The organism is Bradyrhizobium sp. SZCCHNS3052 (assembly GCF_032484495.1).
Taxonomy (GTDB): domain Bacteria; phylum Pseudomonadota; class Alphaproteobacteria; order Rhizobiales; family Xanthobacteraceae; genus Bradyrhizobium.
In genome coordinates, this window is sequence record NZ_JAUETB010000003.1 from 266773 (window position 1) to 291162 (window position 24390).

21 protein-coding genes and 1 other RNA gene are annotated in these 24390 nt (G+C 66.5%); 13 read left to right on the forward strand and 9 right to left on the reverse strand.

The genetic code is table 11. The features are described 5' to 3' along the window. Positions 1–29: 29 nt before the first annotated feature. The gene (locus QX073_RS12810; RefSeq protein WP_315713918.1) at positions 30–1277 is read right to left on the reverse strand and encodes a TAXI family TRAP transporter solute-binding subunit; all 1248 of its coding nucleotides are present in this window, start codon (positions 1275–1277) and stop codon (positions 30–32) included. A 116-nt stretch (positions 1278–1393) separates the two neighbouring features. Then, positions 1394–1849, reverse strand: a complete 456-nt coding sequence (locus QX073_RS12815; protein ID WP_315826031.1) for a DsrE family protein — start codon at positions 1847–1849, stop codon at positions 1394–1396. A 1058-nt stretch (positions 1850–2907) separates the two neighbouring features. On the opposite strand from QX073_RS12815, the gene ssrS reads away from it, so the two are divergent. The 3 genes from ssrS (at position 2908) to QX073_RS12830 (ending at position 4587) form a co-directional block, all read left to right on the forward strand. After that, positions 2908–3069, forward strand: a non-coding RNA gene (gene ssrS / locus QX073_RS12820) — 6S RNA. A 110-nt stretch (positions 3070–3179) separates the two neighbouring features. After that, entirely contained in the window at positions 3180–3761 is a 582-nt protein-coding gene (locus QX073_RS12825; protein ID WP_316225958.1) for a 5-formyltetrahydrofolate cyclo-ligase, read from the forward strand. A 1-nt stretch (position 3762) separates the two neighbouring features. Beyond that, positions 3763–4587, forward strand: a complete 825-nt coding sequence (locus QX073_RS12830; RefSeq protein ID WP_315713920.1) for a TIGR00282 family metallophosphoesterase — start codon at positions 3763–3765, stop codon at positions 4585–4587. 9 nt (positions 4588–4596) lie between these two features. Here the strand turns inward: QX073_RS12830 and QX073_RS12835 are convergent, their stop codons facing one another. Both QX073_RS12835 and QX073_RS12840 read right to left on the reverse strand, forming a co-directional pair. Continuing rightward, positions 4597–6027, reverse strand: coding sequence for a methyl-accepting chemotaxis protein (locus QX073_RS12835; protein ID WP_315713921.1), 1431 nt, complete (start codon positions 6025–6027; stop codon positions 4597–4599). 45 nt (positions 6028–6072) lie between these two features. After that, on the reverse strand, positions 6073–7821 hold the full coding sequence (locus tag QX073_RS12840; protein WP_316225849.1) for a methyl-accepting chemotaxis protein: 1749 nt from the start codon (positions 7819–7821) through the stop codon (positions 6073–6075). Between the two features lie 222 nt (positions 7822–8043). Between QX073_RS12840 and QX073_RS12845 the strand changes: the two genes are divergently transcribed. The 7 genes from QX073_RS12845 (at position 8044) to ybgC (ending at position 13052) form a co-directional block, all read left to right on the forward strand. Next, positions 8044–8790: a YebC/PmpR family DNA-binding transcriptional regulator gene (locus tag QX073_RS12845; protein ID WP_316201434.1), complete on the forward strand. Its 747-nt coding sequence runs from the start codon at positions 8044–8046 to the stop codon at positions 8788–8790. A 73-nt stretch (positions 8791–8863) separates the two neighbouring features. Beyond that, entirely contained in the window at positions 8864–9391 is a 528-nt protein-coding gene (gene ruvC / locus QX073_RS12850) for a crossover junction endodeoxyribonuclease RuvC (RefSeq protein ID WP_316193529.1), read from the forward strand. Next, positions 9388–10005, forward strand: a complete 618-nt coding sequence (gene ruvA, locus QX073_RS12855) for a Holliday junction branch migration protein RuvA (RefSeq protein ID WP_316193530.1) — start codon at positions 9388–9390, stop codon at positions 10003–10005. The genes ruvC and ruvA overlap by 4 nt, the downstream gene beginning before the upstream one ends. 46 nt (positions 10006–10051) lie before the next feature. Next, positions 10052–10471, forward strand: coding sequence for a cytidine deaminase (locus QX073_RS12860; protein ID WP_315713925.1), 420 nt, complete (start codon positions 10052–10054; stop codon positions 10469–10471). Continuing rightward, the gene (ruvB, locus tag QX073_RS12865; RefSeq protein WP_315713926.1) at positions 10468–11517 is read left to right on the forward strand and encodes a Holliday junction branch migration DNA helicase RuvB; all 1050 of its coding nucleotides are present in this window, start codon (positions 10468–10470) and stop codon (positions 11515–11517) included. Before QX073_RS12860 ends, ruvB begins: the two co-directional genes overlap by 4 nt. Positions 11518–11601: 84 nt before the next feature. Further along, positions 11602–12522, forward strand: coding sequence for a metallophosphoesterase (locus tag QX073_RS12870; RefSeq protein ID WP_316193531.1), 921 nt, complete (start codon positions 11602–11604; stop codon positions 12520–12522). Positions 12523–12602: 80 nt separating this feature from the next. Next, a complete protein-coding gene (gene ybgC, locus QX073_RS12875; RefSeq protein ID WP_316165763.1) occupies positions 12603–13052 on the forward strand; it encodes a tol-pal system-associated acyl-CoA thioesterase in 450 nt (149 codons plus the stop codon). A gap of 184 nt (positions 13053–13236) precedes the next feature. Here ybgC and QX073_RS12880 read toward each other — a convergent pair whose 3' ends face one another. The 4 genes from QX073_RS12880 to QX073_RS12890 all read right to left on the reverse strand — a co-directional run bounded on the left by QX073_RS12880 (position 13237) and on the right by QX073_RS12890 (position 16897). Beyond that, positions 13237–15111 carry a pyrroloquinoline quinone-dependent dehydrogenase gene (locus QX073_RS12880; protein WP_315713929.1) on the reverse strand — a complete coding sequence of 625 codons (1875 nt, stop codon included), beginning with the start codon at positions 15109–15111 and terminating at the stop codon, positions 13237–13239. 256 nt (positions 15112–15367) lie between these two features. Further along, positions 15368–15730, reverse strand: coding sequence for a hypothetical protein (locus QX073_RS12885; RefSeq protein ID WP_315752625.1), 363 nt, complete (start codon positions 15728–15730; stop codon positions 15368–15370). Positions 15731–15988: 258 nt separating this feature from the next. Beyond that, positions 15989–16237, reverse strand: coding sequence for a DUF4396 domain-containing protein (locus QX073_RS34410; RefSeq protein ID WP_410052249.1), 249 nt, complete (start codon positions 16235–16237; stop codon positions 15989–15991). 132 nt (positions 16238–16369) lie between these two features. Next, a complete protein-coding gene (locus QX073_RS12890; RefSeq protein ID WP_316193532.1) occupies positions 16370–16897 on the reverse strand; it encodes a ParB N-terminal domain-containing protein in 528 nt (175 codons plus the stop codon). Positions 16898–17181: 284 nt separating this feature from the next. Here QX073_RS12890 and QX073_RS12895 point away from each other — a divergent pair, with 284 nt between their 5' ends. Next, positions 17182–18162, forward strand: coding sequence for a catalase family peroxidase (locus tag QX073_RS12895; protein WP_316193533.1), 981 nt, complete (start codon positions 17182–17184; stop codon positions 18160–18162). A 1108-nt stretch (positions 18163–19270) separates the two neighbouring features. Then, positions 19271–20752 carry an outer membrane protein gene (locus QX073_RS12900; protein ID WP_315713935.1) on the forward strand — a complete coding sequence of 494 codons (1482 nt, stop codon included), beginning with the start codon at positions 19271–19273 and terminating at the stop codon, positions 20750–20752. An 84-nt stretch (positions 20753–20836) separates the two neighbouring features. On the opposite strand, the gene QX073_RS12905 is transcribed toward QX073_RS12900, so the two are convergent. Beyond that, positions 20837–23026, reverse strand: coding sequence for a methyl-accepting chemotaxis protein (locus QX073_RS12905; RefSeq protein WP_316201426.1), 2190 nt, complete (start codon positions 23024–23026; stop codon positions 20837–20839). Positions 23027–23354: 328 nt separating this feature from the next. On the opposite strand from QX073_RS12905, the gene QX073_RS12910 reads away from it, so the two are divergent. Next, a complete protein-coding gene (locus QX073_RS12910; RefSeq protein WP_315713937.1) occupies positions 23355–24356 on the forward strand; it encodes a helix-turn-helix domain-containing protein in 1002 nt (333 codons plus the stop codon). The last annotated feature ends 34 nt before the right edge of the window (positions 24357–24390 follow it).

A 24390-nucleotide genomic window follows, 5' to 3' on the forward strand; every position in this document is an offset into this window, starting at 1 on the left:
TCGCCCGCTGTCATCAGCCCATCGCCTGCTCACTTCTGCCGCTTGCGGCTCCAGTCCAGGAAGGAGCGATACAGCTCCTCCTTCTCCGCCTTCGAGGTCGGCGCCTTGGCCTGCGATTCGAGAAAGGCATCGAAGCGCTCCTGCTGCGAGAGACTGCCGGCCGCGGCGGGCGGCAGGCCGACATTGGCCTCCTTCTTCATCCGCTCCAGCACGGCGTCGACATACGGATAGCGCTGCCAGCCCGGCACCTGGGCCTCGAGATTGAGATCCTTCCAGCCCGGATGGAACGGCGGCTGCTGCAGCCGCGCGAGGTTGGTGAACAGCGTGTCGACGAAGCGGTTGACGCGGTCGGCGCGGTCGCTGCCGGGCTTCCAGTTGTAGACGGCCAGCACCGACGGCACGGCGATGGTTTCCACGGCGGTGTCGGGTGCGACCAGCCCTGGATAGGTGTCGGCCTTGATGCTGGTCGGATAGTAGAAGTCCGAGAATTGCTGCGTGTACGGCACCGGCACGAAGTGGAATCCAGGATCCGCCTTCTTGCCGCTGAACAGTTCGCCGGGCTTGGAGGCGACATATACCATCGCGGCGATCTCGCCCTTGTGCAGCTTCTCCAGTGCGACGGGGCCACCGACCGCGACCGGCTCGATGTCGATGCCGAGGCGCCGGAAGATCAGTGGGCCGGTGTGGGCGGCGGCCACGCCCGCCGTGCCCACCGCGACCTTCTGGCCCTTCAGGTCCTGCAGCGACTTGAACTCCTCGCGCGCATAGATGTGCACGTCGGAGATGAAGAAGCGCAGCACGTAGCGGATGCGGTCGTTGATGTTGGAAAGGCCTGCCTGCCTGGCATAGAAGTCGAATGCATCGGCATAGGTGATCGCGACGTCGACACCGCGCAGATAGAGCAGGTCGGCGATGTTCGAGGTGGTGCCGCGCGTCACCATCGGGATCAGGCGCATGTTGTCGCCGTCGTCCATGGTCCGCGCCATCTCGCTGGCGAAGCGCACGAAGCCACCGTCGGGCAGGCCCGCGGCCAGGCCGACGGTCCATTGGTTCATGCGCGTCTTGATGGCGGCTTCGTCCGAGGCGCTCCGTGGCTCGGGCGCGCGGGTCTCGGAGACCCGAGGCTCGACGGCCCGCCGTTCCGACGCGCGCGCAGGCTTGATCGAGAGCGGAGCGGCGGACTGCCCTTGCGCAAGCACCGCGCCGACGGGGGTGAGCAAGGCAGCCGAAAGCGTTGCCAGCGCCAGCAGCGCCGGCCGGGCGAGTACTCTGTGCATGTGACTAGTCCCCGATCGCGTCTGCTCGCCATCCCCCGAGCAGACTGATGACACAGCTCAATCCAAGGTCGTATCTCAATGAGCCCTAAAGCTGGCAGTTTTGGGGCAGAAACTACCTAAGGTTTCAGGTAGCTCCAGCCGCTCTCCTGCAGTTCCATCAGCCTGACGGCGCCCGATGGCACCAGGCTCGCTTCGGTGACGATCGCAATCGGATGTCCTTCGCGTTTCTCCATGCCGCGCTTGGTGATGTTGCAGGCGGAGAACTTGATCTTGGCGGGAAAGCTGAGCTCGGCGATCTGCTTGAGCCGGTCCTTCACCGGCGAGGTATCCTCGCGCAGCATGTTCAGCCCGGGTCCATAGGTGACGAGTTCGATCTCGACCTCCTCGCCCTTCTCCTTGAACGTCTCCATGATGTTGGTGGCGTTGTTCAGCGCGAGATTCATGATCGCCGGATCGTTCTGATCGACCTGGATCGAGACGCGATGAATCTTGACGTCGGCGGCGAGGCTCGCAGCAGCCGACGCGATCAGTAGCGCGCAGGCGGCCGTGACGGTTTTGAGATCGAAGCGCATGCCAGGACTCCAATGTACGATACAGGGCATTGGGATGTAGGCATGATCTGCCACAACCTCAGCTCCAAGTCGATGAGCCTGAATCGTGGCAAGACTATGCGCTGCCGACGCGGCGCTGCCGCGGGAGCGCCGTCATCACCACGGCGTCATTGCGAGCGCAGTGGCGAGGCGAAGCAATCCAGGCTGCATCTGCGGAGAGATCCTGAATTGCCTCGGCGCAAGGGCGCGCGAGGCCGGGACGACGGCGGAATGTTGAGCTGGCGGCACGGGAGCAGATGCACGTCGTAAACTGCACGACGGGCAAACCGCGCATGTCGATCATGCGTAAACTGCCCGTCGCGTTACGATGTCGCAGGCCGCATGGCTTGCCGTGTCGGGCAAATCAGGCGGATGCTTCCGCTCGTCCTGCTGCCGCATGAGGGGCGTGTCGCGACCGTCACGAGGCGTTGGCAGTGGGATGCGATGGGCGTGGATTGCCGCAGCGTGAGTTGATCGCGCGGACGAACGGCGATGCACGTACGGTCAAGTCGCGTGGTCCTGACACCCCGATGCTGGTGTCCCGCGCAACGCGCGCAAGCGCGTTGTCGCGCATGGTGGCCAACAAGCCCGGCGCACCAGGGAGATCGCGAAGCAGCCGTTCAAACCGTCGCGCAGGGAAGGCCGGGTGTTTCCGGCTGCACCTGTGGTACCTGCCGCCTGCATTTTTTACGCAGGCGGGCCACGGGCGTCAGCCGACGCCCGGCCTTCCCTGTGCCCTCTGTGTCGAGAGGGCGAGCCAAATGAACAACTCGGACGCCGAGCGCCACGAGGACGCGATGCCATGCCTATTCTGATCTGCTCTGCCGTGTTCGGCCCGGCTCCTACCACCCGACAACTGTCATCGCCCGCGAAAAGCGGGCGATCCGGTACGCCGCGGCCTGTCGGCTCAACCACTGCTGCCTCGGCGTACGGGGGCGCCCGGTCAAGCCGGGCGACGACGCCGAGGTTGGACAACGGCAGCGCGCGTCAATCCGCTTCCACCGCTGGCAAAATCACCCCGCCATGGTTACATTGCGTCAGCGAGGCTGCGACGCGCGTCCGGAACCAACATATCCCCGGGGCCTTATCGATCCTTTAGGGAACTGTCCCTGGCCAGGTCCGTGGACCTGGACATATGGTGCCCACCTACTTTCGTAGGGAACTCCGGGATCGAGCGTTTCAACGGCGATTGCGGCTTCGCGCTTGTCTCTCTCCCTCTGTTCTGTCCCCTTGATTGCCGATCTGCTGCGTTTCTGAGAACGTTGGAGTGCCCGCGTCCGCGAGCTCTTGACGGAGATCCCGCCGCATGCCGATGAAGGCCGTCCAGCACACCAAGCAGCAGCTGCGGGCTGCAGCCCTCGCCGCGCGCGACGCGCTGAGCGACGAGGCGCGCAGCGCCGCCGCGCAGGCCATCGCGGCGCGCGGGCACCCCTTCGCGCTGGAGCCGGGCCAGGTGGTCTCCGGCTATGCGCCGATTCGCAACGAGCTCGATCCGGTGCCGCTGATGCGCGTGCTGGCGGCGAAGGGCGCGCGGCTGGCACTGCCGGTCATCCTGGCGCGCGGCCATTCGCTCTCCTTCCGGGCGTGGTCGCCGGGTGATCGGCTGACATTGGGCTCGCTCGGTATCCCCGAGCCGTCGCCCGTTGCGGCCGAGCTGGTGCCGGACGTGATGCTGGTCCCGCTCGCCGCCTTCGACCGCACCGGCCATCGCATCGGTTACGGCGGCGGCTACTACGACTACACCTTCTCGCACTTGCGTAAATCGCATCACCTCATCGGCGTCGGCCTCGGCTTTGCCGTGCAGGAAACCGAGGCGATCCCGGCCTTGGCCCACGACGCGGCGCTGGATTATGTGCTAACCGAGCGCGAGACCTTGGATTTCCGGAGCAATTGAGTTGCGAATTCTCTTCGTCGGCGACGTCGTCGGCCGGGCCGGCCGCAGCGCCGTCTCGGACCACCTGCCAGGCTTGATCCGCGATTGGGCGCTCGATCTCGTCATCGTCAATGGCGAGAACGCGGCCGGCGGGTTCGGCATCACCGAGGCGATCTATCAGGAGCTGGTCGATGCCGGCGCCGACGCGGTCACGCTCGGCAACCACTCCTGGGACCAGCGCGAGGCGCTGGTGTTCATCGAGCGCGCACCGCGCCTGGTGCGCCCTGCGAATTATCCGGCGGGCACGCCCGGCCGTGGCGCGGCGCTGGTCGACGCCAAGAACGGCGCCCGCGCGCTGGTGGTCAACGTGCTCGGGCGCGTGTTCATGACGCCGTTCGACGACCCGTTCGCGGCTGTCGGCCGCGAGCTCGGCGCCTGCCCGCTGCGCGAGGCGGCGGATGCGATCGTGGTCGACGTGCATTGCGAGGCCTCCAGCGAGAAGCAGGGCCTGGGCTATTTCTGCGACGGCCGCGCCAGCCTCGTCGTCGGCACCCATACGCATGTGCCAACGGCCGATCACCAGATCCTGCCCGGCGGCACCGCCTACATGACCGATGCCGGCATGACCGGCGATTACGACTCCATCATCGGCATGCAGAAGGACGAGCCGCTGCGCCGCTTCCAGTCGGGCATCCCGTCGGCGCGCTTCGAGCCGGCCTCCGGCGAGGCGACGTTGAGCGGCGTGGCGGTCGAGACCGACAACGGCACCGGGCTTGCGATCAAGATCGCGCCGGTGCGCATCGGCGGCCGGCTGTCGCCGGCGAAGCCTTCGTTCTGGGGAGGATGAGAGCCTGGATCAGGCCTTGAGCCGAAAACCCATCCGGAACGCGCCCCAATGCCGGCCCTTGATGAAGATCGGCGCCGAGAGGTCCTTCATCAGCACGAACTGCCCGCCGCCCATGTCGCGGCGGTAGGTCTGCAGCAGAAACGGCTTGTTGCTGGCGGCGGCGACCTTCTTCACCGCGCGGTCCTCGAACAGCCGGCGGTTGCGGCAGTTGGCGTTGTTCCAGACCGGATCGGGCCCCTGCGGCTTGCGGTAGTTCGGATTGTGCGTCGGCAGGTAGCCGCCGCGCGCCCAGGCGACGCAGAACACGATGCGCGGATCGCTGCCCTGGATCGGGTCCTGGATCGCCGGCAGGACGCGGTCGGTGAATTCGACGTAGCGCGTCATGTACTGCTTGGGATTGGTGCCGGGGATCTCGCGATAGCTCTCGTCCATCAGGTCGGCGAGCGTGATCTCGCCGCGGTCGATCGCCGTTTCGAAGGTCGCCGAGATCTGCCGGGCGGTGTCGACGACGGTCTTGATCAGCGGCGCGTCCGCGGTCTGTACGCCGCTCTCGGCGATCAGCCCGATCAGCGCCTCGGAATGATCGAGCAGCTTGGCGATCCGGCTGTCGGCCTGTTTGAGCTCGACCGAGGACTGGTCGACGCCCTTGGCGAGCTCGTTGAGCTCGCTGATCACGGCGTCGCAATGCGCGAGGTTGGAGGTCGCGGCCTTCGCCACGCCGTCGATCTCCTGGCCGACGCTGGTGAAGCCGTCCTGGACGCGGACGATGATGCCGCCGATCTGCTGGGCGCCTTCACCCGCGGTCTTGGCGCGGGAGGAGGCCTGGCCGCTCTCGCCGAGCAGGCTCTTCACCTGCGAGTCGAGCCCGCGCAGGGTATCGCCGATCTCCTGGGTGGCCTGCCGCGTCGCCTCGGCGAGCGACTTCACCTCGCTTGCGACGACAGCGAAGCCCCGGCCGGCGCTGCCGGCACGGGCCGCCTCGATGGTTGCGTTCAGCGCCAGCAGGTTGGTCTGCTTGGCGATCGCCTCGATCGCGACCGAGACCTTGGCGACCTGCGACAGCGCATCGCCGACCGAGCCGAGCCGCTGCTCGATGCGCTCGACGGACTCGACCAATTCGGCGATGTGCCGCACCGCGGTGTCGACCACGTTGCGCGACTGGGCGATGTCGCCGACCGCGGCGGTCGTGGCCGATTGCACCGCCTGCGAGGCGGTGGCGATGTCGTGATTGGCCGCGACCATGGTCTTGGCGGTGGCCTGGAGATGCCCGAACCGCTGCGACTGGTAGCTGACGCGGTTGGCGACCTCCTGGACGTTGCCGGCGACATCGGCGAGCTCGACGCCGAGACCGCCGATGCGGTCGGCGATCTCGTCCATCAGCCGTTCGGCGCCGGTGCGCGCGTCGTGACTTTCCAGAATGGCGCGTTGCGCGACCGACATGTCCAGACTCCCGGGCTTGAAAGGATCAGAAAATCACGGCTTGGCTCACAATTTGTAGGCGGTGCGGAAGCCGCCCCAGTGCCGGCCGCGAACCCGGATCGGCACGTCGATTTCGCGCATCATGACGGTGTTGCCGTTGCCCATGTCGCGCGCGTAGCTCTGGATCAGATAGGGCCGCTGGCTGCGGCCTGCCGCGAGCCCGGCCGGATCGTTGAAGATGCGGCGGTTGCGGCTGTTGGCGGTGTTGAAGGCCGTGTCGCCCGGCCGCTGCGGATGCGAATAGATCCGGTTGTGCACCGGCAGATAGCCGTTGCGGTCGATCGCCACGCAGAACGCCATGCGCTGGTCCTTGGCGAGGAAGGCCTCCTGGAACGACGGCAGCACGCGCTCGGCCCAGTCGAGGATCCGGCTGCGGTGCTGCTGCGGATTGGTGCCGGGGATCTCGACATAGTTGGTATCGAACATGTCCTCGAGCGTGATCTCGCCGCGCGCAACGGCGCTCTCGAACATCCGGTTCAGCTCGGTGCCGGCTTCCATGGCGCGGGTGACGAACTCGTTGTTCTCCTCGTGCAGCGCCCAGAGCTTGTCCTCGATCTTCTCGCGCAGCTCGGCGCTTGGCGCATCGAACCGCGCCTGGGCGCCGGCCTTGACCTGCTCGGTGACGCGCAGGCGGCACGGACCGACGTCCTCCAGCACGGCGTCGAGACGCTCGTTCACGGGCAGGCGGCTCGCATCCGGGCCGGTGATCAGAAGGCCGTCGTTGGAAATCTCATAGACCGGCGCACCGATCGTGCGTGCGCCCGACTTGATCTCGAGCTTGAGGTGGCAGGGCAGACGCTCGCTGCCGCTGCGCACGGGCCGATCGCCCTGCCGCAGCAGCACGGCGCAGCGCGCCTTCAGCTTCTGGGCGTACATCGTCACGGCGCGGCCGGCGTTCGTGACGCGCTCGCCATAGCTCTCGGCCTGCTGGGTGGCGCTGCTGATGTCGGCGGCGCTGTCGACCACCGAGGATATGAACTGCGAGGCCTGGGCCGCATTGTTCGACATCTCGCCGGTGGTCTGGTTCTGCTCGGCGACGGCGCCGTTGACGTTGGTGAAGACGGGGCGGATCGCCTCGATCGCCTGGGCGATGCGGTGGACGGCGTCGGCCGAGCCGGCGGCGTCCTTCTGCAGTGCCTCGATCTTGCGGGTGATCTCCTCGGTCGCGTTCTGGGTCTGGACGGCAAGCGCCTTGACCTCGGTGGCCACTACGGCAAAGCCGCGGCCGGCCTCGCCGGCGCGGGCGGCCTCGATGGTCGAGTTGAGCGCGAGCAAGGTGGTCTGGCGCGCGATCTGGGAGATCAGGTTGACGACGTTGCCGATCGCCGCCGAGGATTCGCGCAGGCGGTCGACGTTGGCCCGGGCTTCCGAGGCGGCGGCGCTGGCCTGGTCGGCGAGCTGGCCGGCGTCCTGGACCTGGGCACGGATACCGTGGGCGGATTGGGTCACCTTCTCTGCGGCGTGGGCGAACGTCGCCGCCGTTCCTTGCGCGGTGCTGCTGCGTCCGCTCAGCGCATCGGCGCGCTGGCGAATGTCCGTCAGCGTCCCCGCCGTCGCCTCGGCGCCGCTGGCGACCGCATCGGCGGCGCGCTCCAGCTGGCGAATCATGCCGCCGAGTTCCAGCTCCAGCAGGTCGAGGATGGCCTTGGCCGAATCGGCATCCGACGACGCCAGCGGCTCCGGCGCGGCTACCGGCTTCGGTTCGGCCACCGGCTCGGGCGCAGAGGCTCGTCTTGCAAAGAAACCAAACGCCATGGGGTAGGCCCCGGTGCGGGTGAAAAGGTGCAGAGGGGCGGCATCGTTGCACTTGACTGTGAAGCCATGGTTAACATTTGGCTTATGGTGCGGGGCAGCCAACTGGCTCTCCGAGGAGGGGGCAGCCACCCTGAAACCACCTCAAATCTTTGATTTTGACGATTCCCGGCCTATAAGGCCGCGCTTCCCCACCTGATCCCCTACGATTGCAAGAGACCTCGCATGGCCGGCCATTCCCAATTCAAGAACATCATGCATCGCAAGGGCCGGCAGGATGCGATGAAGTCCAAGCTGTTCGGCAAGCTGGCGCGCGAAATTACCGTCGCCGCCAAGCTCGGCACGCCCGACCCGGCGATGAACCCGCGGCTGCGCGCCGCCGTGGTCGCCGCCCGGGCCGAGAACATGCCCAAGGACAACATCGAGCGGGCCATCAAGAAGGCACTCGGCGGCGAGGGCGACAACTATGCCGAGATCCGCTACGAGGGCTACGGCCCGGGCGGCGTCGCCGTCATCGTCGAGGCGCTGACCGACAACCGCAACCGCGCCGCGTCCGACATCCGCTCCTTCTTCACCAAATCAGGCGGCAACCTCGGCGAGACCGGCTCTGTCTCGTTCATGTTCGACCGCGTCGGCATCATCGAATTCGACCGCGGCGTCGCTTCCGACGATGCCGTGCTGGACGCCGCGATCGAGGCCGGCGCCGACGACGTGATCTCGGGCGAGGGCGGCCACGAGGTCTATGCCTCGCCGGACAGTTTCCATGAAGTCGCCAAGAACCTCGAAGCCAAGTTCGGCGAGCCGCGCAAGGCGGCGCTGACCTGGAAGCCGCAGAACACGGTCGCGGTCGACGACGAGACCGGCGAGAAGCTGCTGAAGCTGATGGACCTCCTGAACGAACACGACGACGTTCAGAACGTCTACGCCAATTTCGAGATCTCGGACGCCCTGATGGCGAAGATGGGCGGTTGACGGACGCTCAACCACGTCGTTCGTGTGTTCCGTTTATGTTTCCATCGGTGCGGCGCGAGGCTATCTCTAATCCATGAAAGCCCAGCCGATTCGCGCAGCAATCCGCATCATCGGGATCGATCCCGGCCTCCGCCGCACCGGTTGGGGCGTGATCGAGAGCGAGGGCAACCGGCTGATCTATGTCGGTTGCGGCTCGGTCGAGCCGCCCGATGATCTGCCGCTGGCGAGCCGGCTGCTGGCGATCCATGAGGGGCTCTCGGCGGTACTCGGCCGGTTCGCGCCGATGGAAGCTGCGGTCGAGCAGACATTCGTCAACAAGGACGGCGTCGCCACCCTGAAGCTCGGCCAGGCCCGCGGCATCGCCATGCTGGCGCCGGCGATGTTCGGAATTTCGGTCGCCGAATACGCCCCCAACCAGGTCAAGAAGACCGTGGTCGGCGCCGGTCATGCCGACAAGGGCCAGATCGCGGTGATGCTGAAGATCCTGCTGCCGAAGGCCGAGCCGCCGTCGGCCGACGCGGCGGACGCGCTCGCCATCGCCATCACCCACGCCCATCACCGCCAGGGCCAGGCGCCGCGCATGAAGGTGGCCGGGCTATGATCGGCAAGCTGAAGGGGCTGATCGATTCCTACGCGGAGGATTTCGTCATCCTCGACGTCGGCGGCGTCGGCTACCAGGTGCACTGCTCGGCGCGCACGCTGCAGGCCTTGCCGTCGCCCGGTGAAGCCGCCACATTGTCGATCGAGACCTATGTGCGCGAGGACCAGATCAAGCTGTTCGGTTTTCGCTCGGATGTCGAACGGGAATGGTTTCGCCTTTTGCAGACGGTGCAGGGCGTCGGCGCCAAGGTCGCCCTCGCCGTGCTGGGCACCTTGCCGCCGTCCGATCTCGCCAACGCCATCGCGCTGCGCGACAAGGCCGCGGTGGCGCGCACGCCGGGCGTCGGCCCCAAGGTCGCCGAGCGCATCGTCACGGAGCTGAAGGACAAGGCGCCGGCTTTTGCCGATGTCGATCCCGGTGTCGTCAGGCTGTCCGGCGCCATCGAAGAATCCCGCGCGCCGCAGCCGATCGCGGACGCGATCTCCGCGCTCATCAATCTCGGCTATGGCCAGCCGCAGGCGGCTGCCGCCATTGCCGCCGCGTCACGCGCGGCCGGCGACAAGGCCGAGACCGCGCAACTCATTCGCCTCGGCCTCAAGGAGCTGGCGAAATAGGCTATCGTCGCCCGGCCGGGCGAGCAGAAGGACATCCGTTTCCCCCATGGTGAGCAAGAAGGACAAGGAGCTGATCGAGGCGGCCGCATCAGCGGTCAAGAGCCGCTATCGCAACGATTGGCAGGAGGTCGGCGCCGCCATGCGCACGCGCGACGGCCGCATCATCACTGGCGTCAACATCGATGCCTATCTCGGCCGCAACGCTGTCTGCGCCGAGGCCATCGCGATCGGCCGCGCCATCACCGAGTTTGGCGACCACGGCATCGAGACCATCGTTGCCGTGCGCCATCCCAAGCCCGGCGAGCCCGGCGAGGTCGCCGTGGTCTCGCCCTGCGGCACCTGCCGCGAGCTGATCCACGACTATGATGCCAAGGCGCGCGTCATCGTGCCGTCGAACGGCAAGGGGCCTGCGGCGGTGACCATCGGCGAATTGCTGCCGAACAAATACAGGCGCGGCAACGAATGAAGCCGCCGGCGCGCATGGTCAGTCCGGAGCGGCGCTCCGACGATGTCGGCGACACCGCGCTGCGTCCGCAGCAGCTGTCGGAGTTCGTCGGGCAGCAGCAGGCGCGCGCCAACCTCTCGATCTTCATCGAGGCGGCGCGCAAGCGCGGCGAGGCGCTCGACCATGTGCTGTTCGTCGGTCCGCCCGGACTTGGCAAGACGACGCTGGCGCAGATCGTGGCGCGTGAGCTCGGCGTCGGCTTCCGCGCCACCTCGGGCCCGGTCATCGCCAAGGCCGGCGATCTCGCCGCGCTGCTGACCAATCTCGAAGAGCGCGACGTGCTGTTCATCGACGAGATCCATCGTCTCAGCCCGGCGGTCGAGGAGGTCCTTTATCCGGCGATGGAGGATTTCCAGCTCGATCTCATCATCGGCGAAGGCCCCGCGGCCCGCTCGGTCAAGATCGACCTGTCGAAGTTCACGCTGGTCGGCGCGACGACGCGCGCAGGCCTGCTGACCAATCCGTTGCGTGACCGGTTCGGCATTCCGATCCGACTGAACTTCTACACGGTGGAGGAGCTCGAAGGCATCGTCACGCGCGGTGCCCGCGTGCTCGGGGTCGGCATGACCGCCGACGGCGCCAACGAGATCGCGCGGCGCGCCCGCGGCACGCCACGGATCGCCGGCCGCCTGCTGCGCCGCGTGCGCGACTTCGCGTCGGCGGCCAACGCCAGTGCGATCGATCGTGCCATTGCCGATCACGCGCTGAGCGCGCTCGAAGTGGATGCCGCCGGGCTGGACGCGATGGACCGGCGCTATCTCTCGACCATCGCGCTGAACTACGGCGGCGGGCCGGTCGGCGTCGAGACCATGGCGGCAGCGCTGTCGGAGCCGCGCGATGCCATCGAGGACATCATCGAGCCGTATCTGATCCAATGCGGCTATCTGCAGCGTACGCCGCGCGGCCGGCTGCTGACGTCGCACGCGTTCAGGCATCTTGGCCTGGCCGAGCCTTCGAACCGCGATCCCGGCCAGTTCGGTCTGTTCGGCAGCGAGGACGATGATTAACGAAACTGCTGACAATCTGCACAGACGCACCCGAAATCGGTTGCAATGATCAGGGAGAAGGGAGCCGCTGCGAGGAGTTTATCGATGCTGTCACGCCGTCGCTTTCTGTCATTCTCAGGCGGTCTCGCCGCCACCGGTTTTTCGACCGCGACCTACGGCGTCGGCGTCGAGCCGCTCCGCTTGGGCGTCACCGACTATCACATCCATCCACGCAACTGGCCGGCTGGGCTAAGACTGAAGATCGCGGCCATCGCCGACATCCATGCCTGCGATCCCTGGATGTCGCTCGCTCATATCGACGGGATCGTGCAGCGAACCAACGCGCTTCAGCCGGATCTGATCGTTCTGCTCGGCGACTACGTCGCCGGTCATCGTCATCACATCGGACGCATCGACGCCGATGCCTGGGCGCCGGTGCTCGGTGGCCTGAGGGCGCCGTTGGGCGTGCACGCCATCCTGGGCAATCATGATTATTGGGATGATCGAACCGTGCAGCGTGACGGCCGCGGCGCGCCGTATGCCCAGAAGGCGCTCGAGGCCGCCGGCATTCCCGTCTACGAGAACGACGTCGTGCGTCTCACCAAGAATGGCCATGCCTTCTGGCTTGCCGGCCTTGGCGATCAGTTGGCCTACATGCCAGCGCGGCGCTTCCGGCCGATGCCGCGGATCGGCATCGATGATCTCGCAGGGACGCTGCGCAAGGTGACGGACAGCGCCCCGGTAATTCTGCTGGCGCACGAGCCCGACGTCGCGCTCCGCGTGCCCGCGCGGGTGTCGCTGCAACTGTCCGGGCATACGCATGGCGGCCAGATCCGCGTGCTCGGCTGGTCGCCGGCCGTTCCCGCGCGTAATGGCGTCAATCTGGCCTACGGCCACATCCGCACCCAATGCGACGTGATCGTCTCCGGCGGCCTCGGCTGCAGCATCATGCCAGTCCGGATCGGCATGCCGCCGGAGATCGTGCTGGTCAACGTCGGCAGGGAACCCGTCGAGGTGACGTCCTAGCCGGCTCGTGCTCGCCTGCTCTTGCGCTGGCCGTTGAACTGGGCGAAACGATCGCCATTTCCGGCTATCGAGGGCTTCCCTTGACCCAACGACATCTCGACGGCGCGATCCGCGACGGCCGCCACCACATGCAGGTGCGGGTCTACTACGAGGACACGGATTTCTCCGGAATCGTCTATCACGCCAACTACCTCCGCTTCATGGAGCGCGGCCGCACCAATCATCTGCGGCTGATGGGCGCCGAGCAGCACGCGCTGTTCGCGGAGGCGGCAAGCGAGGCCCCGGGCTTCGCCTTCGTGGTGCGCTCGATGACGCTCGACTTCCTGCGGCCGGCCCGTATGGACGACGTGCTCGACGTCGTCACCTGGCCCGTGGCGGTGAAGGGCGCGTCGATCACGCTGGCGCAGGAGGTCAGGCGCGGCGAGGAGGTGCTCGTCAAGGCCGACGTGAGAGTTGCGTTCGTCAGCGGCGGCAGGGCGCAGCCCATACCGAAAGCGCTGCGCGACCTGATGAAGGCGGACCTCGCCTAAAGACGTCCTAACGGTGGGCGGGCGGAGGGATGAGGATGCGCCCGCCGGCGATCGCGACCTCGCCGCGGTCCAGTCGGCCGCGCCATCTGCGCAGCGAATGCGACGGCAGCTGTATCGCCGCGGCGTAGGCACGGAAGCCATTCCGCTACGGTTCAGCGCAAGCCAGCTGGCGAGCACCGCCGCACTACGGTAGAGCGTAGACGGCGACCTGATCGCCGACCTGGTCCTTGAGGATCGTGTTGCCGCCCGCGATGAAGGCGACGTATTCGCGGCCCTTGTACTCATAGACGGCGGGATTGGCGACCGCGGGGGCCTGGACGATGTCGGACCAGAGCTCCTTGCCGTCGGCCAGCGCGTAGGCCCGCACCTTGGCGTCCATCGAGGCTCCGATGAAGATCACGCCTCCGGCCGTAACCGCCGGGCCGCCGATCGTCACCGATCCCATCGACTCCGGCATGTAGAAGCCCCACTTCTGGGAGGCGCCGATGGGACGGCGCCATTTGATGTCACCGGTGGTCATGTCGATGGCGGCGATCTCGCCGAATGGCGGCTTCCAGCAGGGCATGCCGAGCCAGTTCAGCGCGTTGTCGAGTGACATGCCGTATGGCGCACCCTCTTGAGGATAGAAGCCTTGCTCGTTGCCCGAGCCGGCTGCGCGCTGCTCATATTCTTTCCGGGGGTAGAGCTTGATGGATTGCACCACGTGCGAGAAGTTGACGATCGCGGTCTTGCCGCGCGGATCGAAGGCTACGCCGCCCCATTGCACGCCGCCGGCCGAGTCGGGATAGGCGAGCACGCCGCTGTCCTTGTGAGTCGGCGGCGAGTACATGCCGGCGTAATTGAGGCTCTTCCAGAGCCTCGAGCATTGGCCGAGCCCGAGGGCGTCGGCGACCCACCAGATGGGAGGCTTCTTCGACTGGTCGAGCAGCGGCGCCGGCCTGATCGGAAACGGCTGCGTCGGCGCGTAGATTTCGCCCTGGATCGAGCCGTCGCCACCAGGCACCTTGCGCTCCTCGATCGGCCAGACGTCCTTGCCAGTGCGTCGGTCGACGACGAAGAGGAACCCCATCTTGGTTGCCTGCATCAGCGCTGGGATCTGCTTCCCATCGACGGTGATGTCCATCAACGTCGGCGCGGAGTTGATGTCGTAGTCCCAGATGTCATGGTGCACCCACTGGCGAGACCAAACGACCTCGCCGGTTTCGAGGTTGAGGGCCGTTGTCGATGTGGCCAACGGGATCGGCTCGGTGCGGTTGCCGCCCCAGTAGTTCGGGGAGGGGCTGGAGACCGGGAGATAGACCAATCCAAGTCCCTCGTCGACCGACATGCCCGTCCACACATTGGCGGTGCCGGTGCGGGACGCGATCTTCGGCGGCAGCGTAGCGAAGGACCATTGTCGCTTGCCCGTTTGCGGATCGAGCGAGAATACGGTGCCGGGCGGTGCTTCAGCATAGGCCCAGTCCTTGCCGGCCCAGCCCAGGATCACGTGATTGCCCGCGACCGTCGGCGGCTGAAGCAACGAAAGCGGATATTTGTTGTTCACGTCGTTCCACTGATCGACGTTGAGGACGCCGCCGTTCGCGAAATCACGACAGAGCTTGCCAGTATCCGCGTCCATGGCAAAGAGCTGCGCGTCCATGGTGCCGAGATAGACGATCTTCTGGCACGGCTGGCCCGCGACGGGATTCGCTGCCTCCCAATAGGCGACCCCGCGGTTCTTCAGCGCCGGCTGGGTCAAGGCCTTGAGCGTCGATTTGGAGTCGAAGGTCCATTTGACCTTTCCGGTCGCGGGCTCCAGCGCAACAACGCGATAGAACGGCGTGCCGATGTAGAGCGTGTCATTGGCAAAGATCGGCGTGGCGGACCAGACGCTGGTCGGCAGCTTGCCCGACCCATCCGAAACGTCGCCGGTGTGATACTCCCACACCTTTACCAGCGATCGGACATTGTCGGCTGTGATCTGGGTCAGGGGAGAGTACTTCTGGGCATTGAGCTGACCGTGAAACGTATTCCAGACGGCATGGGTCGGGACGAGCGGGATCGGCTTCGGCGTGGGCAAGCTGCCGGACGGCAGCTGAGCGCCTGCGTCGGCAGCTCCCGATTGCTCGTTGCCCGGTGCTGACGATGCGCGACCGGCATTGCTGTGGGGCTGCTCCGAGTCAGTGCTCGAAGGCCCATGCTGCTCTGGGCCTGGAATGCTTCCGGGGGTGGCAGCCGGATGAGCAGTGTCGTTCTGTGCAATCGCCGGCGGCAGCGCGACCATGACCGCAGCGTGAGCGCCGCAAATGGGGCGCTACGGCAGAATGAACGGATTCTCATGCCACGGCTCTTCTTGGCTGGGGTGGGGCGGCAAGCGTCACAATCAATCCGACGAGTGCGACGACCGTGGCCGCCGCCAGCCACCACGCATGCAGAAAGCAGGCGGCGGTTATTGTGCCGAGCGCGCCGAGCAGCCCGAGGGACCAGAACACCCAGAAGAGCCACCCGCTTCGACCAAACCACAGGACGAAGGCGTCGACGACGAGTGCCAGACTGGATCCGATGACGAGCAACGCGCCCGGGGCGCCAGTGACCCCGGTCAAAGGAGCTAGGTAGTCGTAGAGGCCGAGCAGCGTGCCGGCGGCGGCTGCCACGAGGATGATGATCGGGCCGAGCGGCCTCTGCTCAAATGAGGTCAAGTCAACGCTCCAAGATTCATGGCCGACGAGCGCGGGGCAGCGGCGGTGATTCAACGGACGAGAAAAGAATGTCTCGTCGAAGCAGGGGTTCCACGCGCCGCATCCGTACCCGTTCGGGGCCGAGAAGGGCCCCCATCCGGTTTGCCAACCCAATTCCTCGGCGCATGGCGGACTATCTCTGGCACTGTCGGTATAGCGGGGGGCGTGAGACAATCCGCAGCTCAATACCAAACGGGCCTCGATCGGCCGCGGAGGTCGCTACTTCTTCTCCTTCGAGCCCCGAGTCAGAAGCCACCAGTTCGCCGGGTGGGAAGGAACCCAGGAGCACGGAACTCCGGGCTGCTGACCTTCACGAGCCGTAGACCTCCAGTCGCGTGCCGAGCACGTGTCGGAGGCCGTGGAAATGGCAAGTGTGACGCCGTGCATTCCAACCTGCCAAGACGCGATCGAAATCGTATCGGCCTTGGCGGCCGCGATAAGCCCCTGGCCGAGCGACAGACCTCGCATCGGCGCAATCGTGAAATACCCGCTGCGCAAGGCGCATCGGAGAGGCTGCCGGGGATCACGCTGCGCTGACCCGCCAGACGGACTGCCGCTCAATCAGACCGTGGCCGGGGAGGAACTCGCGCGTTGAAACCGTCAGTATCGCCCGCCGCTGCGCTCTTGTTGCTTGATCCAATCCGACAAGGTCCGGGGCGACGATCCTTGTCCGGGGCGCGATGGCTTCGCGGTGGCAGTCCTGTTGCTCCGGTTCGTCGTCTCCGTCGGCCCGCGCGGGCGCGTCGCGGCATGGGCGCCAGAGACGCCCCTCGGCGCCGTTGTGAGCTTCTCCGCTTCCTCCTTCTCCAGCCGCAGCTTGCGCAGCCGCTCCATCTTCTCGCGCTCCGGATCGACGGGCGGCGGTGGCAGCTCGCGCTGGCGGGCTTCCTCGGCGGAGATCAGCAGACCCATGATGGCGCTTTCGCCGAGGGCCTTGCAGGCTTCGAGGCGGTGCAGACCTTCGACCAGGACAAAATGGTCCTTGTCGCGGCGGACGAGGATCGGCTCGCGCTGGCCGACCTCCAAAATGCTTTCGGCCAGCGCGTCGACCGCGTCCTGCTTCAGCGCCTTGCGCTTCTTGTCGGGGATGTGGATCTTGTCGATGGGGAAGCTTTCCGGTGCGGACACAGTCGAAACTCCGTCGTGGGCGCGCCGTCCGGCGTCAGGGTCGGAGGGGGCACGATCCCCGGATCCGCACCGCAGGGCGGAGGGAGGCAGACCGGGCACGTGCGGCTACAATAGAGACATTCGCCATCTCGCCGCAAGGAGCGGTGATGGGGCGTGATGGCTCCTGTCAGACCGCAAGGTGGATCATGCCGCTGTGATCGGCGCCCAATCGGCCGCGCTCGAAAATCGCTCACGCGTCAATTCATGCTGCTATGCTGCATCGCTCATACAGGAGGACGCCGCTCATGACGATACGCACACTCGTTGCCGCGCTGGCCGGGATTGCTCTCGCGCTGCCCGCCGCTGCCCTCGCGCAGGAACCGCCGGTCGAGGAGCAACTCGTCAACGCGATGAACAAGGTGTTCGGCGTGCACGCCGGCTTTCGCGCCAATCACGCCAAGGGCGTCGTGGTCGAGGGCAAGTTCAAGCCGTCGACCGAGGCGACGACCTTGAGCAAGGCGTCGCTGTTCAGCGGCGGCGAGATTCCGGTGACGGTGCGGTTCTCGGACTCCACCGGCGTGCCGAACCTGCCGGACGGATCCGGCGACGCCAATCCGCACGGCATGGCGGTGAAGTTTCATCTCGCCGACGGCAGCGACATGGACCTCGTGATCAACTCGCTGAAATTCTTCCCCGTCTCGACCGGTGCGGAGCTGCGCGATCTGTTCCTGGCGATCGCGGACTCTGGACCGAACGCGGCCAAGCCGACCAGGCTCGAGCAGTTCGTCGCCAGCCATCCCTCGGTGCCGGCGGCGCTCGGCACCATCGCGACGCCGGACAGTCTTGCCGACGAGGCCTATTTCGGCGTCAACGCCTTCGTCCTCGTCAACAGGGCCGGCGAGAAGCAGGCGGTGCGCTGGCAGATGCTGCCGGAGAAGGTCGTGCATATCGACCAGGAGGACGCGGCGAAACGCGCGCCGGACTTCCTGATGGCCGAGCTGCCGGCGCGGCTGAAGCAGGGGCCGGTGACGTTCCGCTTCAAGGCGCAGCTCGCCGCGGCCGGCGACGACACCAAGGATCCGGCAAAGCCGTGGCCTGACGATCGCAAGCTGGTCGAGCTCGGCGTGCTGACGATCGACAAGGCGGTCGAAGACAGTGACGCCGCGCAGAAGAAGCTGCTGTTCCTGCCGGGCCAGCTCACCGACGGCATCGAGGCCTCCGACGATCCGATGATCGACATCCGCAACGGCGCCTATGCCATCTCGTTCTCCCGGCGCAATCCGTGATGATGGTGGCATGACACGCCATGTGCCGTGCGCACCGCGCGGTGCGGCGGATCACGCTGCGCTGATCCGCCTGACGGGCCTCAGTCTGTCGTCATGGCCGAGGCGAGCCCCGCCATGATGCTGCGCGCCGCAGGCGGCGCTTGTGCTGATGACCGGACGATTTGGCGGCGAGCTCAAATCCGTATTTCCGGACGCGATCGGCCGTGACCTAGCTTCGTTCCATCCTCATCGCAATCCAGAACGAGCGGAAATGGGTGCATCTCTTCGGAGTGCAGGATCGGATCGACACCCTCTGCGGGGCCTTCGAGCCCGGCGAGTGAGCACGACACAACCGGCCGCAATTATGGATGCTTCGCGGCACGCGCCCCCGATGAGTTGCCGCAACGTTGACGAAGCCACGCCTCATTCGGTGCGATTGCGGCGGCGTCCGCCGCTTTCTCTCCCGATCGATGACGTCGCACAAGCTGCGCGATAACGGCGAAACCAAGAGCAGGGGTTGTCGACACGCATGGACCGCCGAGCGTCGGCGCGTCGAAGACGATGGCGACCGTGCAGCCGATGTGCCGCCCCGCTCGATGTGATGCAATCGAGGCGTGTAGTAGATGTGAAGGACGACGATCGCGAGGTGCGCGCGATCAGGAAGCATGCCGTCGAGCGCGGGGCCGCGCGCTGCGCCTCCAGTGAGTTCGGTGCGCACGTTCGTCTACGAATGAACTCATGAGCCGCGACGGCATCGCGCATCGCGCCGTTTGTCGCAATCGTGTCGCGCGCTGCTTCTTTTCGCCAGAATCCTGCATCTTGCGTGCAACAGTCAAAGCCGAATCTCGATCGCGTCGGGGGCCCGATCTGCATTCCTTCCGAATGACATTTTTCAATTCAGTTCGCGACACAATCTCACCCTCCTGATGCGGCCGCCGTTTGTTGCGGCACGTGTTCAGGAGTTGTGAGTTCGATGCGTCGCGTATTTGGCGTATGCCTTTGCCTATCTACTTTCGCAGGAAGTACGACATCGGTCTGGGCGACTGATCTCGCCCTGCCTCCCCCGCTCCCGCCGCCTGACGTCTTCGCCTACAGGTGGAGTGGCTGCCATGCCGGCGCGAATGCCGGGATGGCCTGGTCGCGCCAGCAGCAGACGTGGAGCCAGGTCGCCAATGCCGCCGCCGCGCCCGTTCAGCCCGTGCAGCAGCCGGTCGGCAACGCGAACAACCCGCCTGTGGTCAAACCGCCTGTGGTTGCAAACCCTGCGCCGAACCCGCCGCCGCCGAACAACCCCGGCGGGAATAACGGCGGATGGAAGCCGCCGCATAAGCCGCCGCAAAAGCCCCCGATCTGTGAGCGCGGCGACAAGGGCTGGTGGCAGCCCGGCAAGCCGTACGGCGACAAGGATCACGACTGGCCAAAGGTTGGATCGAAAGGCGGCGACAACAAGTCGTCCTGGCCGTCGGCGCCATCCAAGAACAAGGACAACAACTACAACGACGTCAAATATGGTGGCGGCTGGTTCGACAAGCATCACGACGACGACCATGACAAGTCGAGCGGCTGGTCGCAGCTGCATTCAAACGGCTACTCCGACAGATCGGCTTGGCTGCACCGTGATCGGCAGGACGATCACGACAAGCCGGCTTCCGGATGGGGTGGGAAGAAGGACGACGGATACGACAAGCCACTCGGTTTCGGCTGGTCGAAGCAGCCGCTGAAGAGCGAGCGTGACAGCTACGCCTGGCTGAAGCCGGATCAACGCGACGACGACAAGCATGGCGGCTATGGCTGGGGCGGCAAGCCGCGCGACAATGATGACGGCAAGGGCGGCTATGGCGACAAGCAGCCCGACAAGGATCATTGGCAGCAGCAGGGCGGCAACTACCATCATGGCGGATGGCCGTATCATCCGGACAAGCCCTGGCCGCCGAAGAATCCGCCGCCGAACAATGGCGGCGGCCAGCCGAACCCGCCGCCGCAGGGCAACAATGGCAACCCGCCGCCGCAGAACCAGCCGCCGGTGGCAGGCGGCGGCAACGTGGCGCCGCTGCCCGTCGCTGCCGTGCAGATTCCGACCGCCATCTCGAGCAATGGCAGCGACGTCATCGGCGGCCTGCAGCTCGGCTGCGATTATCAGATGGACCGCTTCGTGGTCGGCATCCAGGCCATGGCCGATATCGGCATCATCAACGCGTCGAGCCCGCTCGGGCCGGCGCTGACGATGAACACGCGGACGAGCAACCTCTACACGGCCACGGTGCGTGCCGGCTATCTCGTGACACCTGAGATCCTGGCCTACGTGCGCGGTGGTGCGGCGTGGACACGGACCAACGTTTCGGTCGTCAACACCGCCACCGGGCAGTCGGCGAGCGTGGCGTTCAACCGCAGCGGATGGACGGTCGGCGCCGGCGTCGAGTGGATGTTCGCCCGCAACTGGTCGGCCTTCGCGGAATATGATTACGCCGATTTCGGCACCGTGACCGGCACGCTGCCGGGCGCCGCCGCGATCACCGGAGGGCCGAACGTCGTCAGCCAGAAGACCCAGCTCCACACGGCGATGGTCGGTGTCAACTACCGCTTCGAGATGCTGTCGCGCGGCGGCCGCTGAGATCAGCAGCAGACGCATTGCATCCAACACGACGAGGCCGCCTGGCTCATCCAGGCGGCCTTTTCGGTTTTGGTCGGCCGGCGCTCAGCTCGCGCGGACCGAGCTCAGGAACTTGCCGACCTCGTCCCTCAGGCGGCCACTGTCACGCGACAGCAGCTTTGCGGCCGACAGCACCTCGGAGGACGCGGTCCCGGTGCTGCTTGCGCCGCGCTGCACATCCGTGATGTTCGAGGAGACCTGCTGCGTGCCCTGGGCCGCCTGCTGGACGTTGCGCGAGATCTCCTGCGTCGCCGCGCCCTGTTGCTCGACTGCGGCGGCGATGGTGGCCGAGATCTCCGACAGACGTTCGATGGTCTCGCTGATCTCGCGGATCGCGCCGACGGACTCCTGGGTGGCGGTCTGGATGCCCGCGATCTGCTGGCCGATGTCGCCGGTCGCCTTCGCGGTCTGCTCGGCAAGCGCCTTGACCTCGGTGGCGACCACGGCAAAGCCGCGTCCGGCGTCGCCCGCCCGTGCCGCCTCGATGGTGGCGTTGAGGGCGAGCAGGTTGGTCTGGCCGGCGATGCTGTTGATGAGCTCGACGACGTCGCCGATCCGCGCGGCCGCCTTCGACAGCTCGCCGACCCGCCCCGTGGTGGAGCGTGCCTGCGTGACGGCCTCGTTGGCCATGCGCGCGGACTGCTGCACCTGGCGGCTGATCTCGGTCACCGAGGAGGCCATCTCCTCGGTCGCGGACGCCACCGACTGCACGTTGGTGGACGCCTGCTCCGATGCCGCGGCGACCGTCGTAGCCAGCGTCTGCGCCCGCTCCGCGGTGGCGCTCAACGAGCCGGCCGACGTCTCCAGCGTGCTCGAGGCAGCCGACACGGTTTCGACGATGCCGCCGACGGACGCCTCGAACTGATCCGCCATCTGGCTCATCGCGTGGCGACGCTGGGCGTCGGCGGCGGCCTGGTCCTCGGCGCGCTGCGCGATGCTCTGCTTCAGGTCGCCCTGCATGGCTTTCAGGGAGGTGGCGAGGGCTCCGACCTCGTCCGCCTGCTCGATGGTGAGGGTCTGGTTGAAGTCGCCTTTGGCGATGCCATTGGCAAACACGGCGCAATCCTGGATCGGACGGGCAATGCCCCGTGCCGCCACCCAGATGAGGAAGATCGCAAGCGCCGTGATCACCGTTCCGACCCCGAGCTGCCACAGCGTGTTGTTGGTCGAGCGGCCGCTGAGCGAGGCGTCGAGCTGCCGTGCGGAGGCGAGAACGACGTCGCGCGGGACGGAGATCACGACCGACCAGGGCGTGTCGGTGAGACCGAATGTGATCGGGGCGTAGATGTCGACGTTGGGATTGTTGGGCTCGTCGAGAACGGTGCCCTTGCCGGTTCGAACGATGGCGGCGCTGTCGGCCCAGCGCGAGTCGGCCTCGGCGGCGGATTTGCCGATGACGTTCTGGTCGGCGCTGTCGGCGACGACGAGGCCGGTGTCGTTGAGGATCACGACCTTGCCCTTGCCGTCGAACAGCGAGGTGTTGATCTTGACCGCCAGCTTCTGCACGAAGTCGAGATTGTAGTCGGCGCCGGCGAGACCGCGGAATTTGCCGTCAATCATGACGGGAACGGACATCGTGGCCAGGAACACCGGCTTGCCCTGGACGATGTAGGGCAGCGGTCCTAGGATGTTCTCCCTCCCGGTGGTGCTCGGGTTGATGTACCAGGCGCCCTTCACGAGGCCATTCTGATGGCGCTCGCTGCTGTCGTATTCGACCAGCGGCTGCACGGCGATTGCGCCGCCGGCGCTTCGCGTCCAATAGGGGAGGAAGCGGCCGGTGTGGTCGGAGCCCATTTCCTTGTTGGCCTTGAAGGCCGCATCGTTGCCGTCCAGCCCGTCGGGCTCCCAGGCCGAATAGGTGCCGTTGAAGGCGGGATTGAGCTCCAGCACGTGCCGCAGCACGGCGTTGAGCTGCGCGCGGCGGGCGCTCGTGGCGGTCCCGTTCTTGGCGTCAGCCAACACCGCAAAGGACTGCGCCAGCGTGCGCGCGGCGTCGAACCCGACCTCCAGCTCGGCCTTGATGACGTTGGCCTCGGTGGAGGCCCGGTTCATCAGGCTCTCCTTGGTCTGGCGATCGACCAGCTGCATCACCTCGTGGTTGACGTACTGGTTCATGCTCTGCGTCGAGAACAGACCGTAGCCGATCAGGATGACGCAGGTGAGCGCCAGGCAGAAGCCGGCGATCAAGGCGATCTTGGTCTGGATGGAGCGTATTGCCGCAAAGGATAGGCGCATGTTTCCCTCTCATGGTTGCCTCGCGACACCGGGCAATGACGTTCGTCGGTGCGAAGCGCGTGCGGGAACCATCCGGACTGAGGATTAATGCGCTTTAAGGCACCGGCTCCATTTCAGGGCGCACGGACCAGTTCGGGCGAGGGAGTGTCGCAGTGTTGCGACACCCCCGTAGTCGTCCGGGGAAAGTGAGGCATCGGTCGCGGCCCCGGCGGCGAGCGAAGGATTGCAGCCTGGTCGGCGTTCCTTGACGCCGGTCAAACCGCGGTGCTGTAGTTGCGCTAGTCTAGCAATAAGCCGCGCTAACGCGGGCAGAGCCGGGAGGAGGGACATGGGGCGTTCGCCCGGGAATGCCCATTCGGATCGCGTCCTGGAGGCCTTGGCCAAGGGGGATGCGAAGGCTGACGCAGACAGCAGAGCCGACAGAGGCGCGCCGGCGGTCTCGGCGCTCGCGGCATCATGGCGCCGCTCCGGCCATCTCCATGCGCTCGATCCCGCCACGCCGAAGCTGCCGGCTCGCCTGACTGCCGCCGAAATCGCGGACGCGCGCGCGCGGCTCGGGCGGCTGCTCGCGATCGCGCAGGCGAGCCTCGACCGGCTGTTCCTGGCGGTTGGGGGCGTCGGCTGCTCGGTGCTGCTCGCCGATGCCGACGGCACCGTGCTCGAGCGCCGCGGCGCCCGCGGGGACGACGCCACCTTCGAATCCTGGGGCCTGTGGACCGGCGCGGTGTGGAGCGAGCGGCACGAGGGCACCAACGCCATCGGCACCTGCCTGGTCGAGAAGCGGCCGCTGACCATCGACCGAGATCAGCACTACCTGTCGCGCAACGCGCGCCTGTTCTGCACCACGGCGCCGATCTTCGACGAGCACGGTCAGCTCAAGGCCGCGCTCGACGTCTCCTCCTGTCGTGCCGATCTGACCGAAGGCTTCAGCCGGCTGATCGCGACCACCGTCGCGGATGCCGCGCGCCTGATCGAGGCGGAGAATTTCCGCCAGGCCTTTCCGCACGCCCGCATCGTGCTCACGCCGGACAGCGAGCGCGAGATCAACTCGCTGCTGGCAGTCGATCGCAACGACCTCGTCATCGGTGCCACACGGGCGGCGCGCCGTGCGCTCAACCTTTCTTCGTCCGCGCTGGCGCGCCCGGTGCCAGCCGGCGACCTGATCAAGGACGCAACCACCGAGGGCGACGACATCGACGCCGCCGAGCGTGCTGTTCTGAAGCGCGCGCTGGCGCGCGCCGGCGGCAACGTCTCGAAGGCGGCGAAGGAGCTCGACATGTCGCGCGCCACCCTGCACCGGAAGATGAAGCGGCTCGGGCTCGAGCGGTGAACGCGCCGCGGCTGTCGAATCGCAGCCAAGATGT

Coding starts and splice junctions, on each gene's coding strand:
- QX073_RS12810 (WP_315713918.1), bottom strand. CDS start 1,277: ATGCACAGAGTACTCGCCCGGCCGGCGCTGCTGGCGCTGGCAACGCTT.
- QX073_RS12815 (WP_315826031.1), bottom strand. CDS start 1,849: ATGCGCTTCGATCTCAAAACCGTCACGGCCGCCTGCGCGCTACTGATC.
- QX073_RS12825 (WP_316225958.1), top strand. CDS start 3,180: ATGAAGGCCGTCCAGCACACCAAGCAGCAGCTGCGGGCTGCAGCCCTC.
- QX073_RS12835 (WP_315713921.1), bottom strand. CDS start 6,027: ATGTCGGTCGCGCAACGCGCCATTCTGGAAAGTCACGACGCGCGCACC.
- QX073_RS12840 (WP_316225849.1), bottom strand. CDS start 7,821: ATGGCGTTTGGTTTCTTTGCAAGACGAGCCTCTGCGCCCGAGCCGGTG.
- QX073_RS12845 (WP_316201434.1), top strand. CDS start 8,044: ATGGCCGGCCATTCCCAATTCAAGAACATCATGCATCGCAAGGGCCGG.
- ruvC (WP_316193529.1), top strand. CDS start 8,864: ATGAAAGCCCAGCCGATTCGCGCAGCAATCCGCATCATCGGGATCGAT.
- ruvA (WP_316193530.1), top strand. CDS start 9,388: ATGATCGGCAAGCTGAAGGGGCTGATCGATTCCTACGCGGAGGATTTC.
- QX073_RS12860 (WP_315713925.1), top strand. CDS start 10,052: ATGGTGAGCAAGAAGGACAAGGAGCTGATCGAGGCGGCCGCATCAGCG.
- ruvB (WP_315713926.1), top strand. CDS start 10,468: ATGAAGCCGCCGGCGCGCATGGTCAGTCCGGAGCGGCGCTCCGACGAT.
- QX073_RS12870 (WP_316193531.1), top strand. CDS start 11,602: ATGCTGTCACGCCGTCGCTTTCTGTCATTCTCAGGCGGTCTCGCCGCC.
- QX073_RS34410 (WP_410052249.1), bottom strand. CDS start 16,237: ATGCGAGGTCTGTCGCTCGGCCAGGGGCTTATCGCGGCCGCCAAGGCC.
- QX073_RS12895 (WP_316193533.1), top strand. CDS start 17,182: ATGACGATACGCACACTCGTTGCCGCGCTGGCCGGGATTGCTCTCGCG.
- QX073_RS12900 (WP_315713935.1), top strand. CDS start 19,271: ATGGCCTGGTCGCGCCAGCAGCAGACGTGGAGCCAGGTCGCCAATGCC.
- QX073_RS12905 (WP_316201426.1), bottom strand. CDS start 23,026: ATGCGCCTATCCTTTGCGGCAATACGCTCCATCCAGACCAAGATCGCC.
- QX073_RS12910 (WP_315713937.1), top strand. CDS start 23,355: ATGGGGCGTTCGCCCGGGAATGCCCATTCGGATCGCGTCCTGGAGGCC.